The 18,451-nt window shown below is 40.2% G+C and carries 14 protein-coding genes; 1 reads left to right on the plus strand and 13 read right to left on the minus strand.

Features of this window, described 5'->3' with window-relative positions:
- On the plus strand, positions 1-1,122 hold a 1,122-nt coding region (locus tag A3KS_RS0102010), incomplete at its 5' end, for an IS3 family transposase (protein WP_026393475.1).
- A 48-nt stretch (positions 1,123-1,170) separates the two neighbouring features.
- Here A3KS_RS0102010 and A3KS_RS0102015 read toward each other — a convergent pair.
- From A3KS_RS0102015 to A3KS_RS22250, 13 genes are all read right to left on the minus strand, one after another.
- Positions 1,171-2,097 carry a hypothetical protein gene (locus tag A3KS_RS0102015; RefSeq protein WP_026393476.1) on the minus strand — a complete coding sequence of 309 codons (927 nt, stop codon included), beginning with the start codon at positions 2,095-2,097 and terminating at the stop codon, positions 1,171-1,173.
- 421 nt (positions 2,098-2,518) lie between these two features.
- Positions 2,519-3,529 (minus strand): Rpn family recombination-promoting nuclease/putative transposase, encoded by a 1,011-nt coding sequence (locus tag A3KS_RS0102025; RefSeq protein ID WP_026393478.1) that lies wholly within the window; start codon positions 3,527-3,529, stop codon positions 2,519-2,521.
- A 361-nt stretch (positions 3,530-3,890) separates the two neighbouring features.
- Positions 3,891-4,697, minus strand: coding sequence for a hypothetical protein (locus A3KS_RS0102030; protein ID WP_026393479.1), 807 nt, complete (start codon positions 4,695-4,697; stop codon positions 3,891-3,893).
- Positions 4,698-4,721: 24 nt separating this feature from the next.
- On the minus strand, positions 4,722-5,582 hold the full coding sequence (locus A3KS_RS0102035; protein WP_026393480.1) for a tyrosine-type recombinase/integrase: 861 nt from the start codon (positions 5,580-5,582) through the stop codon (positions 4,722-4,724).
- 309 nt (positions 5,583-5,891) lie between these two features.
- On the minus strand, positions 5,892-8,477 hold the full coding sequence (locus A3KS_RS0102040) for a hypothetical protein (RefSeq protein ID WP_051355598.1): 2,586 nt from the start codon (positions 8,475-8,477) through the stop codon (positions 5,892-5,894).
- Positions 8,478-8,575: 98 nt separating this feature from the next.
- Positions 8,576-9,082, minus strand: a complete 507-nt coding sequence (locus A3KS_RS0102045; RefSeq protein WP_026393482.1) for a hypothetical protein — start codon at positions 9,080-9,082, stop codon at positions 8,576-8,578.
- 324 nt (positions 9,083-9,406) lie between these two features.
- The gene (locus tag A3KS_RS0102050; protein WP_026393483.1) at positions 9,407-10,654 is read right to left on the minus strand and encodes a hypothetical protein; all 1,248 of its coding nucleotides are present in this window, start codon (positions 10,652-10,654) and stop codon (positions 9,407-9,409) included.
- Positions 10,655-11,076: 422 nt separating this feature from the next.
- Complete coding sequence (locus A3KS_RS0102055) at positions 11,077-11,415, minus strand: hypothetical protein (RefSeq protein ID WP_026393484.1); 339 nt, start codon at positions 11,413-11,415, stop codon at positions 11,077-11,079.
- A gap of 55 nt (positions 11,416-11,470) precedes the next feature.
- Positions 11,471-11,932 (minus strand): JAB domain-containing protein, encoded by a 462-nt coding sequence (locus A3KS_RS0102060; protein WP_026393485.1) that lies wholly within the window; start codon positions 11,930-11,932, stop codon positions 11,471-11,473.
- 506 nt (positions 11,933-12,438) lie between these two features.
- Positions 12,439-13,323 carry a tyrosine-type recombinase/integrase gene (locus A3KS_RS0102075; RefSeq protein WP_026393486.1) on the minus strand — a complete coding sequence of 295 codons (885 nt, stop codon included), beginning with the start codon at positions 13,321-13,323 and terminating at the stop codon, positions 12,439-12,441.
- On the minus strand, positions 13,316-13,678 hold the full coding sequence (locus tag A3KS_RS0102080) for a hypothetical protein (protein ID WP_026393487.1): 363 nt from the start codon (positions 13,676-13,678) through the stop codon (positions 13,316-13,318). The genes A3KS_RS0102075 and A3KS_RS0102080 overlap by 8 nt, the downstream gene beginning before the upstream one ends.
- Before the next feature lie 633 nt (positions 13,679-14,311).
- Entirely contained in the window at positions 14,312-17,782 is a 3,471-nt protein-coding gene (locus A3KS_RS22245; protein ID WP_026393489.1) for a hypothetical protein, read from the minus strand.
- Between the two features lie 117 nt (positions 17,783-17,899).
- Positions 17,900-18,151, minus strand: a complete 252-nt coding sequence (locus A3KS_RS22250) for a hypothetical protein (RefSeq protein ID WP_026393490.1) — start codon at positions 18,149-18,151, stop codon at positions 17,900-17,902.
- Positions 18,152-18,451: the final 300 nt, after the last annotated feature.

Consider the following 18,451-nt stretch of genomic DNA (forward strand, 5'->3'; position numbering starts at 1 on the left):
TATCATTGGAAAGACAAGCTGCTCGGTAAGGAGAATAAAATAACGATGTCAAAGAAATCGGTAAACTCCAAGAGCAACAAAGTCGCAGATGTCAAAGTCTCAGCAAAAGACTTGTTACAGGATAAAGCTTCTTTGGAAAAGCAAGTAAAAGATCTTGAAAAAGACATACGCCGATTAAAACTTGAAAAAGATATTCTACAAGAAGCCGCAAAAGTAATAAAAAAAGATCAGGGCATTAATCTTTCATCGCTAACAAATCGCGAAAAGGCCATAATTATTAATGCCCTACGAGATAGATACATTCTAAAGTATCTTCTTGACATCTTGAACATGGCCAAAAGTAGTTATTGTTATCAGATTAATTCAATGAACCATGACAAATACGAGGGTTTACGTTCATATGTTAAAAATGTTTTTAATGAAGCAAAAGGTCGTTATGGTTATCGACGAATTCATTCGGTAATAAAAACATCGGGTATCATAGTTTCAGAAAAGGTTGTTCGTAAAATAATGAAAGAAGAACAACTTATAGCAAATCCTGTTCAAAACAAAAAATATAATTCGTATAGAGGTGAAATAAGCCCTGAAGTTGCTAACGTTATTGAAAGGAACTTCCATACAGATAAACCAAACACTAAATGGCTTACAGATATAACCGAGTTTCGTATCCCGGCTGGAAAGATATATCTGTCCCCAATAATAGATTGTTTTGATGGACTACCTGTAAGCTGGACAATTGGAACCACACCAGATGCAAACCTTGTAAATACCATGCTTGACGAAGCCATATCTATTCTTGAAACTAATGAAAAGCCAATAGTCCATTCTGATCGGGGTTGCCATTATCGATGGCCGGGATGGATAGAACGAATTGAAGGAAACGGACTAAAACGATCTATGTCGAGGAAAGGTTGTTCCCCAGATAACTCTGCTTGTGAAGGTTTCTTCGGTCGTTTGAAAAATGAGATGTTTTATGGCTATTCATGGTCAGATGTTTCAATCAATCAGTTCATTGAGGTGTTGGATAAATATATTATTTGGTATGCTGAAAAGCGGATAAAGATTTCGCTTGGTGGAATGAGTCCGTTAGATTATCGAAGGAGTCTGGGATTGATCGTTTAGGTCCAAAAAAACGTCCGCATCCCCTGTGGCTCTAAATCGTCGGAATACTCATGCTTCAATACGGTTGTTGTTATTACCTGCAATACCTGCTGTAGCAAGTGCTGCTTGGTTTGAATCAACAAAAACGATTGGTGAAGCTGTTGTGTTTGAACCTGTCAGTGTGAATGTTGCTTGACCGTTAGCATTTGTTGTAACAGTGAAAGCACGTTCATTTGTAGCTGACTGGAATGGTGTTACAGCTGCAAGACCTGTTGTAGGATCTGCGACAACTGCAGTAGTACCATTAGCTCCAATGTTTTCAAGAAGTGTCACATTAACAACTGCACCCTGAAGAGCTACGCTGTTTGCTGGGTTAACCAGTTTTACTGTGTAAGTACGGGTTGTACCATTAACGGCAGCACCGGTTGCACTTTCAGTTACTGTTAAGATGTCTGATACTCCCCAGAATACATTAGCAGTTGCACGAGTAGTAGGTGCGCCTGTTGGGTAAACTGCTACTGCATCAGTTCCTGCAGCATATTGAGTGTAAGAGTATGTTGCGATACCAGCTGCATCAGTGTATGCTTCTGCGATCACATCATTGTTTAAGCTACCAGCTGGAGCATCAACATTAAATGTTACTGCTACGCCTGCTGTTGCCTGGCCAATGTTTGCTTTTAATGTTACTTCAGAACCGACTTTAGATTGAATAGAGTTTGATTCTAAAGCGATGGTTGTTGGGATAACTGCTGAAATACCGGTGAAGGTTAAGCCAGTGTCTACTCCCTGATAAACAAGTTTGTATTCTGTTCCACCAACTTGTGCGCTGGTTGTCAGAACAACTACTTTTTTGTTTGTTTGTTTAACAGCTGCGTTTGCAACAGTTAAACCTTCAATAGCAAATTCGCTTTTATCAACGCTTGCTAATTCTTCTTCAAATGTTACTTCTACTGTTGTAGCGTTAATAGCAAAAAAAGGAGATGGTTCAGGCTCCATCTGACCGCTCTGAAACCCACTGAAATCAATACTTTCGGAGATTTAAAAAACGCACAATAGATGTTCTAAATATAATTAATATAGGTGCTTTCCTGTGAATATAAAAAAAATAGAAAAACAATTAATAGAATTTCAATAGGTACGAATTCCATTTGCTTTTCTAAAAACTGAGTGTTTCCAATGGTTTCATGATTTTGAGGTGATGTTGTTGACAATTCTGAGGATGTTGTCCAGATTTCCAACATCCCCAGCTTTTTTCTTCCAACAATCCCGACCGTCGTGTCTCTCCCGACAAATGGCTGTCGGCAGAGACGGGAGTGACGGCAATTAGAAAACATATTTCTTGGAGATACTGCATTTCTCAGCGATTGATGACACTCCGTCCGCATTTCCGATCACTCTAATTTAAATCCTGCAAGGATCAGAGGTCTAAAAACTTTTTGACATCTTCTAAATTTTCAAAGCCTTTAATTCCCTCAATTAACATCTCTAAATTCGTTGAATCCAATTTAGTGATCGCTTCAGAATAATCAGCAGGCATGACGCCGAATTTTTGAGTCAATAATTTGATTGCCATTTTGATTAATGTTTTGATTTCACCTTCTTCAATACCTTTTTCAATACCTTCTTCGATTAAAACTTCCGCTAATGTCATGGTTACTTCACTTCCTTCCTTGTAGGTTACTGCCAATTGATTAATAACAATAGTCAATTGCTCCTTTGTAAGCTTTGGACCAGATGTCAAAATATAGCGCATACAGGTTTCAAAATACTGAAGACCCGTTTTCTTTTCATCCAGCTCGGCTAAAGCACTAGCCGCTTTAAAAATCGTTTCCAGAAATTCCTCACCGCTTTTTTTGAAAATATCTCTGGCAACTGACAGTGCAATCATCAGTTCTGCCTTTCCCTTGATATCTTCATCCGAAAACTGGGATAAATCATAGAGCTGGTAGCGGTAGTTGGGGATCACTTGTTTGATTTCTTCTGGAAACGTATCAAAATCCAGAATCAGATCACTGAACATGGGGCTGATTTTCCATTTCGTTTCCCCATGGCAAACCACCATTGGGATAATCATCGGAATATGGGTATCAAGTTTCTTATTTACGTTCCGGTTCCAGATGCGAACCATATACGTCAGCAACTGCAATGCCACCATTCTGTCAGGGTAACTCTTGTGTTCAAACAGAAAATAAAGATATCCGTCCCGCTGATTAATTTTTGTCCTGAACAACATATCTGAGAATAACTCACTGAGTTCTGCATCAACGTGGCTACCATTCTGAATTTCCAGTTCACTCAGATCAACCATTTTTAAAATTGATTCTGGCAAGTAGTTCTCGATGAAATCTCTGGCCACTAACGGATTCGAGAACGTATCCTTGAAAAACTTGTCATGAGGATTCTGTGCTTTTTTCTTAGTCTCTTTCATTCGTTCACCTTCTTAGATATTGACATCATTATAACCGATTCCCCTTTAAAATGCTATTAAAATTGATCCCTTTGATAGGCATCACCCCCTTTCATTTCAAGTGATGGATAGGGCTTGGCTATGATAGTCATATTCATTTGGGTTTTGCTCGTTTTCAGCTATCCACCCATCTTTTTTCTTTTCTAATTGCCGTCACTCCCGTCATTGCTGACCATTTTTCTTGAGATTGTCAGGAGTGACACCATTGTCGACAAATAGGGAAGAAGTTTGGGGAATGACTTGAGATGATTTCCGGGAGCACTCCCCCATTGACTTCGTCCCATCCATTTCTTCTGATCCCTCTCCAGATTGATTCTTTAAGCTATTTCTTCTGCAGCAGCTTGTCCACCTCCCGCTGATAACCATAGCGTCTGAAGAATTCAATCAAAGCGACATCAACCACATCCCGTTGTTTGAGATTTTTGCTTTCGCAGTATTCCTTGAGCAGACGAATCAACATATCCGACATATAGATACTTTGCGTATTGAATTTTCCCGGAAGGGTATACCGTGGAATCATGCCATCAGATTGGGGCATCAGTAGGGTGATCAATCGGTCTTTGTTCTGAAGCAGTATGTCAAGTAGAGGCAGATAGGCTTCCAGTTCCATTAATGAATCGTCATTGAGTGTTCCTGTTTTTGATTGCTGTTTGACCATTGGCTGAAAAGTTTTGTTCTCCAAATCAACCGTTTCTGCTACTGAATCAACAGAGGCATCCCCAAACATCACACCATAATTATTCTTGTTAGAATCCCAGAAGAGTTGCTTACTTTCCATATACTCGGCCAACTCCCGGTGATCATTGAATCCGAATTCTCTGGCAATGGATCTTGGCTCACTATCCGTACCCATTTCCTCAAATCGCCGGATGATCATATCGGCTTTGACAGGGGTATTGCTGTTTAGTTCTTCCAGAATCGTGTCAGCTTTGTTAGTAGCTGGAATGTAGGTATTGTTTGATCCATCCCACACGAAGCCTTTTCTTCGCATATAAATGTCCAAAGACTTCCAGCCTCCCAGCCCAAAGCCTTCAGCTAATACTTCCCGTGTTTTTCCTTCCATCAGACCGGCCAATGTCGTATTGACTCGCTCATCATAGGTCACTGTTTGTGGTTCCTGATTTTTCATCTTTAATTCCTTTCCTTTTTAAGCTTAGATTAAATTGACGGCAGCCTGCAATTGTCCCAGATCCTGATGAATGTAACGACTGGTGACACGCAGATCACTGTGGCCAAGCAATGACTGAACCGCTGGCAATGAAGCATTGTTTCGCACCAGGGTAGAGGCAAAGCTGTGTCTTAAAATATGGGCAGTGACGTGTTTTGTCCAATTGAGTCGGGTGGTGGCTTCGTTTAGCTCATGATTGATGGTCTGCCTCGAGAGCTTCCCGGTTTTGGTCGTGGCAAAGAATTGATTGGATTTGACCAAAGAACGCTGCTCTTTCAGGTACTTTGTCAATACTGCCAGCAATTTAGAATTGATGGGAACGGTGCGATCTTTGTTGCCTTTGCCCTGATGGACTTTGATCATCTGGGTTTTAAGATCCACATCATCCAGGGTTAGATTGCACAGTTCACTGACTCGCAGTCCGGTATTGGCCATGGTGATGGCCGCCACTTTCACTAATGGATGATCGATGGCGTCAATGAGTATTTCCACTTCATCTGGCAGCAGATAGGTGCGTTCCTTTTTTTGTGTCTGAATGGGTTCCAGTTTCAAGCTAAGATTCTTTTCCACCAGATCCCGTTTGATCAGATAACTAAAGAATGACCGGAAGATGTAGAGGGCTCGGTTTCGACTCACCGGCTGATCACCCTGTTGTTTGCGGTAATCCAGATAGCCTTCCATATGATCCACGGTGATTTCATCGAGGTACACCTGACCATTTAATTCTTTTTCCAGGTAGCGTAAAAAATCGGTCAGCACAATGGAATAGCCTCGTGATGTTTCTTTTGATCGTTCTTTGGATTGCAGATAGTGATTAAATTCTTCGGTAGCTTTTTTAAGTAGCATCTAGTTTTCCTCCTAATTTTTGTTTGCTTGCTTTTCTATTACAATAATAATATATATCTGGAATGGGCATTCAGTTCGTCTGATTGTGATGATTATTTTCTGTATTTGGTCAATTATATTCCTATTAATATAGGGGGAATATTTTCCAGCGATTTTTGCTGCTATTTTTGGGTGAGATGATCACTTCTTTGTCTACATGTCCATTCCCATCTTTTTTTGCCCCGTATTTGCCGTCAGTGCTGTCCATCCCGACATTTTTCTGACAGGACTGACTCGACTGACGGCATTCTAGGGACAATTTTTTTGAGATTAGCCGATTTCGCCGAGGAGTTCATTGATATCTATTTCCTCTGTAGGCTTGTCGTATTCCAACAAAGCCCTTGAACCTAAACGCTTCGGATTGATTGCTGATGTTTTAGGACGGGTTTCGACGATCTCCATTGCCCGATTATTCTCAATGGTGATTTTTTTGTAGTCACCACCATGTCGAATATCATAATTGATCCCGACTTCTTCAAGGTTACTTTTCACTTCTTTCAGCCGTTTGCTGAGTGAGCTGGCATCAGCTGGCCAGATTTTCTGACGAATGTTAATGTGTTCGTCCGCTGCAACCTGCTCAAGCTCTTTAAGCAGGCCTGAAACACTGCTTGTCCAGCTTGTCTGGTAGCGCATCATCGCGATGATGGCTGAAGCAGTGGGATTGGAGGAAAGGGCTTCTTCGTTGGCTTTGCCCTGATTATCCAGATATGCCTTTAAAAAAACGTCTCCAGTGACACCCAAAACTTCGGCAATGGCATAGCCCCAGTAGGTGAAGTCTACCATTCGTCCCACTTCATCCAGTTTTTCAGTCCCATGAAGTGGAATTGCTGCAGCAAGAGCATTAAATATAGCACCCAGAATCCGGGGCAGATCTTCTTCAAACTTCTGCCAGATTTCTTCTTCTGTCAAACGATCTTTTTTCTTGATTCGCTCGAGTTCCAGGGTAATGGAACGATCCAGCAAATCTGACTTGGTAGCGACGATGTTGACACCATTTAGCTGTATGCATTTTTTAAATTCATGAATGGTTTCATCTGAATCGGTATAACGGGTACGCTTGGAAAAGGCACCACCGGTTGCAGCCATGCATAGCATGTTACTTTTCTCTGCTGACAAGGTTTCAAGATTGTCAAAGGATGGCATGTAGTGATTATTCAGCACAATCGCCAGATCTTCTTTGGAAGTCGGCATTGACAAAAGATCCATCATCGCTGGATCAACGATTCTTTTGACCATTTGCATCGTTGTTGACTTACTGGCTCCTTTTTCCCCGAAGAATACCAGAATCGTATGTGGAATGCTTTGAATAAAGCAGGTCACCAGATTGACAACAAAAAGAATCAAATCAGCTTCATCCTTAATGCGAATATGTTTCTTGATCAGGGGCAGTAATTCTTCAGGATTTGCATTAAAATCCGGCAGAACCTGTGCTTTCATGTTCTTGCTGCGGACAAAATACACGGGTGCTTCTTGAACTATGGCACAGCCAGCTGCTGAAATTTTAACCATACGATGCTCAGCATCAGCCAGATCGTAGTAGATTTCCTTGGCTGCTGTCATCGCAACCCGTTTGTCAATAGCCTGTTCAACCCCTTCAAACAGAGCCTTCATTTCTACAATATCAAGGGTTTCGTTCATTCCATCCTTACCCGGTGCCGAATGTTTCTTCAGATAGTAGCGTTTTAAGAGGAATTGTCTGAATTTCTTGCTTCGAACCATCATGATTTCGGAATGACCATCAACCGGAACCTTGGCATAGGCTATTTCATCTTTATCATGAAAAAACTGACAGTCCACAACCAATTCCAAGATCACACTGGACTGCTTTTCACGTTTTTCTTTTTCATTTTTAATACCCAATTTTTCTTTTAGCGTTGACCAGTCTTCATGAGAACAGCTATCATGATGGCACCCGGCAGCTACTGCACCATTGTCAAACTGAATGATATGGGCCGAATTGTTAGTATGCTCTGAGTTCCAGGGACAGGTACCTAGAACATAGATGGTATGCTTGCCACCTAGTTTTTTCTCAAAAGCCAGATTTAAATTGTGCTTTTCGATCAGTTCCGGAATATTCCATTTGCTACCATTTGCTTTTGGAATATTTTGACACACTTCGGGCAAAGTATCTGCCACTGCTTTGATCTGTTCGATTGTTGCTGGCTGAATCTGCTCTGGCACATGCAAAAGTTCCGAACGCCGATGCGGACGTTCTTCGGTATTTTCGCCCTTACAAGCCATGGTGCCATAGAGTTTGGTGATTCTGGCCGGATTGTAGGTGGTGCGATCGACTTCGGCAGTGTTAGTCGAAAATCTGAAGTGCAGAGCTTCCAGAAATTTCTTTATTATTGCTACATTTTCCGGAGTATTCTCAACATCCACCTTAAGAATCAGATGATAGCCATTACCCGAATCGGCAACAATTGCTTCTGGTATTCCGATTTTTTCCAGATATGCTTCAATCTCAGTCGCAAGTTTTAGCGCTTCTTCTTTTTCCTGGTTAGTAGCAGACACCCCCGTCGGACGGCTGGGATCCACATCGATAAGAATATATTGAATCTCTGCAATCTCGTTATCGGTAGTTGTCTGTTTGGCGTGAGCAGTCAACGTGTTTGGACTGCGATCGATCAATTCCGGCTTTACCGGATTCAACGTCATGAAAATATTGTGTTTACCATCGTAGAGGGTCGCTTTTGTGACCATCTGTTCCAGATCGTCGAAGTAGCCGGATACAACACCTTCTTTCGTATTCAGAATTCTGATCTCATTCAGATCTTCTTTTCGTTTGAATTTCTCCAGCGCACTGATAATCTTGGCCGAACTTAAACCTTCTAAGTTATTATTTATTGTTGGCATTTTAATTCTCCTTCTTATTCTAAAAATCTTTTAATATTCCCGATGGACTGTTTTTTAAACTGATCCATCGGGTGTGAGTACTAGTTGTTTCGGTTCGCTTAATTTATGTCCAAGTGCTCTTCAATGTCGAATTGTTGTTTTGACTGGAGCATATCTGGCAATGACCGCTCTGGTTGTTGAATCGACTGTTCAGAGTGCTGTTTTACGTCTCTTCGCTTCATGCTCACAATATTCGAATACGTCACATTTTCTTTTATCACATTTTCAATGATGACCTGGACTGACAAGCCTACCAGTGTGTCCAGTTCGAGGGTTTCACCTGGAGCGGGAAGTAGTTCTAGTTTTTCTAGAAACTTGACCATCCTACCCTTATTACTCCAGGTATAATTGACGGAATAATAAAGTTCAACGCAGTCTCCGTTGTTGTCAATTACTTCCGTTCGTACATTCAATACGATCTGTTTACCATCTTCAGAAAACGCTGACTCCCGTTCCAAAAGCTCTGCTTGCGTTATTTTGCCAAAATACGATCCGTCACTCACATTTTTTTGTCTCTCAATCGGCCGCACCAATGCCCGCTGGTTCAATATATCCTGTAATTTCATTACATACCTCCAAAAATAATATTTTGATTTCCTACTCAATTATTTATAACAAGTAATCTACGTAGGTCATCGACTTGTTAATTATAGCAACCAGAAAAAATTTATATCCACGCATTTAATTTCTTTCGTTTCAATTTTCGCTTGTGTGTTAATTTAAAAACTAGATATTAGAGGGGTTTCTTGATTTCTCTCAATCGAATATTGCTACTTTTAACGTCATTTCATCGACAAAAATTAAAAAAGAAATCTCAAAATTATTCTGAGATTTCTCTAAAAAATGGCATTTATTTAGGAATTATTATTTGCTTGATATTATCAAACTATCTATGATGCTAATTGATCATTGGGATTTTCATTACGAGGGATGATTATCATATTTCGACTTAAAACACCGTTAATCCGAGTCTCAAGCATCTCTTGACGCTTCTTTAGTATCTTCCCATACTGAGAGCAGATTTTATCATTAATTTCTTTGTATATTGCTATCTTGTCACTTTGTTCAATTGAATCTTCATTCTTATTCTTTTTTAAAAAGCTCAATTGTTCTATATTTCGTTTTAACATTCTGATTCTTTCCTTTTCATTCTTGTCTTGCTCATTTATTAAGTCCAAGATATTTGAGGGAACGTGTGACCCATTTAAAATAATAGCATAAGAAGACCTAAGTTCATCTAAGTCAGTGAATTGATTGTACTTACCTAGACTGCCTTCTATAAAATCAAGTGGAAATATATATTCCAGTTCATTTTCTCTATTTGAATTTAAACCATAGGCCTCAAAAATTAAACTCCTGATCTCTTTTAGAACACTAATTTTAGTAAAGTTACTGATTTTGGCCATTGCAAGTTTATTTTCTACTTCTAGCACCTTTTTCTTTGCTGCTCTTTTATTGTTGTACTGTTTGGTAATCCAACTATTATATAGTTTTTCAAAATTTCTGATAGTCTTTTTTATTTCTACAGTACTTAGTTCGACTAAACCTACATTTGAGTCATTTAAAATGCCGGGTATACTCCGACAGACTGTATATTTTTCCCTGGTCTTTTTTCTGGTACTTCCATTACCATTGCTGATTTTCATCAGGTGATCGTACCGGCTGAATTTCCCATTATATTCTGAACAACCAAACATTATTTCCAGGCTCTCTGTTATCCCTTGCAAAAATAAATTCTCGTTAAAATTGTAACTGCTTCTGTCATCGATTGGACAGGTCAGGATCTTTTCTAATTCTTTAGGTGTGACATTCTCATCCTTAACAAGCGTCATTATTGAAAAGAACATAGCTGAGATCAGAATTGGTATTTCTTTATGCATTCTTGTTTTAGTATATATTATCAGCGGCGATTTTATTATTTTTAAAACTTCGCCTAAGTTTTTATCACACAGCTTACAATAACGTTGATATTCTTCTTCAAGGTTATCATAATCATTTTGATTATCTACCGCTATTTCATCCTCATTTTCTGGATCAAGATAAGCTTCATGATTAAAAAGATAAAATGTTCGCTTGAAAATATCCTGCTTTGCTTGTCTACTGTTTCTAAATATATAATCCACATCATGTATCGCCATTTTAATACCTCCAAGTTTTTTTGAAATCTAACCTTTATTGGATTCATAGGATACCCCAAATAAACTTAATTATCAATCCCAATTTTTCATTCGATCAGTCACTTTTGGACATTTTTTTAGAAAAACTATTTTTAGGCAAACAGCTCCTTCCCAACAGCTTCTTCCGCTTTTCTTATTATTTTTTCTCAGTTTTCATTTCTTTGCTTGCTATTAAGCCATATTTAAGAAATATTCTTCCGTATTTGCCGACAGTCCCGTCCCTGCCGTCAGATTTTCTGTCGAGACTGCCACGACTGTCGGGAATTTAGGAACAAAAATATTGGGGAATCAACGAAAAAAAATACCCCAGCCATCCTCCTCAGAGTGGCCAGGGCAAAAATACTGTTTTGACAAAGTCTTACTTTCTTCCGTTTTTTAATCGATTATTCCTCCACTGATCCAGAAGTTTCTTGATCATCGCTGGGCTCTGCCATTGTTTCTTCGTTATTTTGGTCAGCATCTAAACGACTCTTTTTCTTACTGCGGACAAAATAGATCGCACAAAGAATCCCACCAATGATTAGAATCGGGATTCCCAGATACACAAAGATCGTAGCCCAGATGGTTACACAAATGAAGAAGATCAGGAACCAGGCACCAATGATTCCCAGTCCCAGATCAAGCATGTTTGATCCAAAAAAGAACAGCTTTAATTTCCCGAAAATAAAGAATGCTGAAACGATACTGAGAATAAGGATTGGAATATATAGAATAACTTGCATAATAAAACCTCCAATAGTTTTTAGAATTAATGATTTGACCAACAGCGATACGATACTACTTTAAATCACCCCGTTCCTTCATGCTGCAGAACCGGTCTTCGGAACCAATGATGAGATGATCCAATAGTTCAATTCCCAACAAGGTACCCGCTTCCTGAATTCGTTTGGTGATGGAAATATCCTCCTGAGATGGAGAGGGGTCTCCTGAGGGATGATTGTGAAAAAGAATAATATTGGCAGCATTGGAAAGAATTGCTGTTTTAAATACCTCTCTGGGGTGCACAAGGCTGCTGTTGATGGTACCAATACTGACAATGTTCATTGAGACGGGCTGATTCTTGGTATCCAGACAACAGACAATGACCTGCTCCCGGTCGGTTTCTTCCAGAAACTTTCGTCCCAGTCCGGCTGCTTCTGTGGGTGAGCTTATTCGTCTTACCTCGTAGAGAAAACTCCCTTCTTTGACCATTCTTAATGAAACAATATTCACACGCTTGGATGCTGTATCTTTTGACATCGTTATTTCCTTCCTGAAATCAGATTGAATTTTTGGCAAAATAATAGCCCTAATCCCTGGGAAGAGATTAGAGCTTTAATTGATTCTTTATTTCTTTTTCTGTGTTTCCTTGGTGGCTGCGTAGGCGGTTAGTCCCAGCATGAATCCACTGGTGAACATTTCAATGGCGGTAACGGTTCCGACGGTTCCTAATAATGCAAACATGATTAGCTCCTTTCCTGAATCAGTGACTGATCCATTCTTAATTTGGCTGCTTATACGGTTTTAGTATTCTTAACATAGACTTCAACAATGACACAGGCAACAATACTGGTGATGATTCCTCCCACAAAATATGGCATGATGGTTCCCTCCTTTCTGATGGGGACTATCCCATCTTTTTTCTTCTGTTTTTCCTGTCAGTGCCGTCAGTGCTGTCAACAAAATGTCGGGACTGTCTCGACTGACGGCTATCTGGGCACATATTTTTTGCATACGTTCGGATTGATCAGCAACGACAACAATGCCTACAACAATCCCACGGCTTCCTGTTTATCCTCACGACTGGTATTGATGTAGTAGCTGGCAGTGGTCTGAATATTGGCATGTCCCGCTAATTTCGCTACCGTCGTCAGATCAACACCTTTCTTTAACAGTCGTGTGCAAAAGGTATGCCTGAATTTATGGGGAAAAATCGTCATGTTTAAGCTCTTTCCCAATTTCTTCAATACCTTATTGACCGTATCGCTATCCATCTTGCCTGATCGCTGGGTGACAAACAGATACTCACTGGTGGCATAGGGACTGTCTCTTCGATCACTTTCCAGATAGGCTTTAATGGTTTCAGCAACTTCAGGTTTTAAAGGTACTTCCCGATATTTGCCACCCTTGCCAACGACTTTAAGACTCATGGTCAACAGATCCAAATCCTGAATTTTTAAATTGACCAATTCCCCAACTCTTAACCCCGCATACAGCAGAATATAGATCATGGTTTTATCTCTTAAGGCTACCTGTTCCTTATTCTCCAGATAGAACAGCAACCGTTCCACTTCATCTTCTGAAAAGACAACGACTTCAGCCTCACTACCCTGGGCAACTTTGATCTTATCCTTATTGGGATGAACGACTTTTTCATGGCAGAGTCCCTGACTCATCAGGAAATGGTTGAAGCTATGGAGACTGTTGATCTTCTTATTAATGGTATTAACGCTGTAGTTGTTATCCAACAGATAGTTCCGGTAGCTGGTGATGCTCAGTCGTGACAGTCGGCCATCAAAGGGAAGGTTCTTTTGAGCAAGCCATTCCAGAAACTTGCGAATATCACCCATGTAGCTTTCAATGGTTGCCCGGCTTTTTCCGTCTTCCAGCAAGTGTTTCCCAAAATCGCCCTGATAGGTATCATCACTCATGGTTCACACCTTCCTTTTCAAAGGGATTATCTAATTGCTCAAGGATCAGTTTGCCATGACTTTTCAGCCAGACCTGACTCGATGCGATCGATCCGCCCATGAAGTTGGGACTGTTCTCATAGTAATTGGAATCCATAAGCGGTTCCAGGGTGAAGTCAATATCCATCCCATCCACCAGATCAGAGGTACTGGTTTTGACCACGACTCTTGCTGTCAGTGACAAATGATTATTCTTGCGTTCAATGATGGTGGGCAGACTCACTCCCTGAAGCCATTGGGAATAGTCGCTGTTGATCTCTTTAAATTCCAGTGCCTGTTTTAATTCGCTGATGATTTTCTTTTCAAAATCGGTCATGCTGATTTCCTCCAAAAAAGTATTAAAGACCATTGACTTCTTAAGCCAATGATCTTCAAAATTATAATATGTATTTGAGTTTTGGGTTTGATTCAGCTGAACCGATGATTGTGGGGAAATCTGGAACGTTTCTCAGGGGAATCGGTGATTGCCATTTAATTTGATCCGTTTTTCCCGACAGTCTCAACAATGGTGACAACTATCATTTCAGATCTGGCACCGAAATCATTGGCACCAACGTCCGGATTGAGTGGCTCTGACATCAGATCGACTGGCACTTCCGTCCGGAATGCTCACAACTGAAAATGCACCTGACACGACTGTCGGCACTGACGGCATTTAAGGGAACAAAAAAGATGGACTGGCTGGAGAATTTAGATTCTTCAGTGAGTTTGGATGATGGGAAAGTCACGCAACTGATTGGAAACAGACAAAAGCAGACTGACAGCACTCACTCGGAAAACTTTTCCAGCCAGATTCCAACAGATTTTTCAGCCACTTCAAAAAAGAAAAGACGACCCGAGTCCCGAAGAACCCGAATCGTCTCTTTTCTCTGTTTCAAAACCATCCAGCTCAATAAGTTAAGTTGAATAAGTTAAGTGACAGGCTTCGTTAGTCTATTTAGTTGTTAGACTATTTTGTAGTTGGAGTTGTAGAAACTTCCAATGTTACTGGTTTTTCAGAACCAACTGCTTGTACTATTCTAACTGTTGGTGATGGTACACCTGGATTAGTTACAACTTGAGTTGCTCCAAGTTTTGCTTGCAATGCTGTTGCAATTGCAGCTGCTTGATCATTTACAGTACCTGCTGTTGCAAAATCAGTACCTGCTGTTACTGTTTGTGTCACAACTACTGGAACTGGTGTAGTAGTATCAGTGATTTTAACAGTAATGGTTTCTCCAGCTACCAATGTTTGTAACAGATTAAACTGGTTACTAGCTGCTACTGCAATTACTTGGTTTGCGCCACCTTCAAATGTATTGCTTGCTACTGGTATTGCAGCTGGTAAGAATCCAGCACCGAAACCAGTTACAGTTACATCAGAATATGCTCCACCTTTTGCTCTAACTGCTGCTTGAATTAAAGCATCAGTATTATTTCCAGGTGTAGTATTAGCTAAATCAATTTTAAGTACATCACCTACAAGATTAACAGCTAATACATCTCCTGCAGCTAATCTCAATTCAACGGTTTTACCGTTTAATGATGTTGAGTCACCTAAAGTAATTGCTTTTTCTAATTTTAATGTTGCTGCAACTGCTGCCGCATTAGTCACATTAAACTCGACTTTTGCTTTTGTTCCAGCAAAAACTGCTTTACCAGCTGTATTTACAGTAACTGGTGAAACCAAAGGTCCTGCTACTACTACTGGTGTTAAGTCATTACCAGAATTAATTGATTTAGAAACATTTTTAACATTTGCTAAGTAGATAAATGAACCAGGTCCTGCAGCGTTAGCAGCAGTATCGATAGTTGCATTTACTCTATTACCAACTTCAAAAGCATTTTCAAACTTATTGAAAGCATCTTTTTGATCTAATACTGTAGCTACAGTATTTAATTGATTGAAGTTAACTCCAACATTAGCGAATGTTCCATCAGTACCTAAGTATATTTTAGAATCTGATATATTCGCACCTGAACGATTAGTACCATAAACAAATGTTACTACATCGCCAGAACCATCTAGTTTGACAACTACACGTCCAAAGTCAGTTGCAGAATCCACTACACTATATCCGAGGACTTCACCTGTAAGAACTTGACCATTTGTAGCTGCTGTAGCTTTTTTGATTGTAGCAGTTTTAGCTGCCTGTGAAACGCTACCTGCATTACGTGAATCATCAGCTACTGTAGCTCGTACAGTTGTACCTGTTGCTGAAATTGATAATGTATTATCTTGACTTACTGGCACACCTGCTGTGAATCTTAATGTTGCAGCATTTGTTGCTGATGTATCAGTACCGACTACATAGCCAGCTGCTGTACCTGCAAGAGTTACGCTTGAACCTGCATTCAATGTAATGGTTGCAATACCATCATTAGCATAATCTTGTGTACCACCAACTGCGAAAGTTGTTGTTACAGCTGTAAATGGTGTACCTGTAGTTGCATCCAACATACGTGGTGCAAATGTTAAAGCTACACCTGATGTGTTTGTTACTGTGTAAGTTACTCGGTTAAATCCAGCTGTTGTAGAGAGTGTATTACTCTGGTTTCTGATTTCGAAACGTGAGTTAATAACATCATTTGTTACGAAAGGACCATCTTTAACTGCTGGGGTTGTGTTGATATCCAAGTTAGATAAGCCTTGTGCTAATTGTGCCTGGAATGTTGTTTTTGGTGCTAAAGCTTGTGGTTCGCCAGCTTCACGAACTTTGTTTGTATTTCCTGCTGCATCAAGGTCAATCCAGATTGCTGGAGTTGCTGATACATTACTTCTGTTTGCAACTGGTTCTGCAACATAGAATGTTACGATCCCGTTTGCATCAGCTGTTACAACTTGGCTTGCTTGACCTAGATCTGCGCCAGCTTTAGTTGTAAATACTGCTGTTGTTGTTGTTACCAGGTTATTGTCGATTAATTCGTCAAGACCTACAACAACGTTTCCGTTTGCGTATACTGTACCATCAGCTTTTTTAACAACTGCTTTGTATTCGCGAGTGTTAACTAAGCCTGAAGCGTATTCAGCTGCTACCATTGGTGCGAAGTCAAATGTGTAAGCTGCTTGAGCGCCAGTAAATGCTACTGCTGGCATTTTAACTTGCAGTTCAGCTGCTTCGATACGTTTATTGGCATTACCAGCGATACCTGCTGTAGCAAGTGCTGCTGCGTTAGAATCTACAAATACTACTGGTGTAGCAGTGGTATTGCTGCCGGTTAGGGTAAATGTTGCTTTACCGTTAGCGTCAGTTGTAATTTTGAATTCACGTTCGTTTGTTGCTGACTGGAATGGTGTTATTGTACCACCAGTACTTGGATCTGCAACAACTGCATTGGTGTCATTTGCTGTTGTGTTATCTACTGAGTTTACATTTTCCCAAAGAGTTACATTAACAGTTTGACCATTAAGTGCTACGCTGTTTGCTGGGTTAACCAGTGTTACAGTGTAAGTACGGGTTGTACCATTAACGGCACCGCCTGTTGCACTTTCAGTTACGGTTAAGATGTCAGATACTCCCCAGAATACTTTAGCAGTTGCACGAGTAGTAGGTGCGCCTGTTGGGTAAACTGCTACTGCATCAGTTCCTGCAGCATATTGTGTGTAAGAGTATGTTGCGATACCTTCGGCATTGGTGTATGCTTCTGCGATCACATCATTGTTTAAGCTACCAGCTGGAGCATCAACATTAAATGTTACTGCTACGCCTGCTGTTGCTTGGCCAATGTTTGCTTTTAATGTTACTTCAGAACCTACTTTAGATTGAATAGAGTTAGAATCTAAAGAGATAGTTGTTGGGATAACAGCTGAGATACCGGTGAAGGTTAAGCCAGTGTCAACACCTTGGTAAACAAGTTTGTATTCTGTTCCACCAACTTGTGCGCTGGTTGTCAGAACAACTACTTTTTTGTTTGTTTGTTTAACAGCTGCGTTTGCAACAGTTAAACCTTCAATAGCAAATTCGCTTTTATCAACGCTTGCTAATTCTTCTTCAAATGTTACTTCTACTGTTGTAGCGTTAATAGCAACTAAGCCAGTAACTTTACCCAGTTCAACTAAGTTTTCTTGAGCTGCTACGATTGCTGCTGTTGCGCTATCTACTTCAGACTGAAGGTCTGCTGTAGTCATTACATTAGCAAGAACAACTTCTTGGTAAGCTGCCCAAGATGCTGGTGTGTAGTCTTCTTCGTTAACAGCTTCTAAAGCTTCAGTGTAAGCTGTTAAATCAGCTTCAACTTGAACGATCTTAATTTCGATTGCTTCAAGTCTTAAACCTTTTCCTGAAGAACCTGACATTTCGCCATCTTTAACCCAGCCTTGTGCCCAACCTTCGTTTTCAATTTGGGTTTGGTATTCAACTGAGTAGTCAGCTGCATTATCACCAGTTAGTTTGATTTCGATTCCTTCAAGACGTAAGCCTTTTCCTTCGGAACCTGACATTTCGCCATCTTCAACCCAACCTTGTGCCCAACCTTCGTTTTGAATATGAGTACGGTAAGTGATTCCTAAACCATCAGGCAGTTGATCGCCTTCCAGTTTAATTTCGATGCCTTCTAATCACAGTCCTTTACCTACAGAACCTGACATTGCGCCATCTTCAACCCAACCTTGTGCCCAACCTTCATTTTGAATGTGAGTACGGTAAGTAACGCCACCAACTTGTGTATCTTCAGCTGTTTTTGCACTTCCAGTGATTAATCCTACAAATGAATCCCAAGCTGTTGTTTTTTCAGCTGCGAATACACTTGAAGAAAAGACCATGGAAAGCATCAACATAGCTGTGAGAATACGAACTACATTTTTCTTCATACTTTAAATCCTCCGTTGTAAAAATTTTGGTTTTTTATACCTGGAAAATTCAGCAATAATATTCAATTTTATTCGCCTAAAAATTCCAGACTTTAATCATGCTCTGTATTTGCTCTTCCAGCTTGCGCCCTCTTCCTCCTCTCTCCTAATCGTTTCGCAATGTCAGATCAATGTTCCTGTCAGTAGTTTCTACTGCTAGACTTCTGATCTGCCAAAATGTGGAATGGCAAAATGAGTAAGAGCGTTCTCATATGAATTCTACACCTTCTTATTAAGATTTGCAATAAGATATTGTTATTT

Origin of the sequence: Acetobacterium malicum subsp. dehalogenans DSM 11527, assembly GCF_000472665.1 — a bacterium.
GTDB lineage: Bacteria > Bacillota > Clostridia > Eubacteriales > Eubacteriaceae > Acetobacterium > Acetobacterium malicum.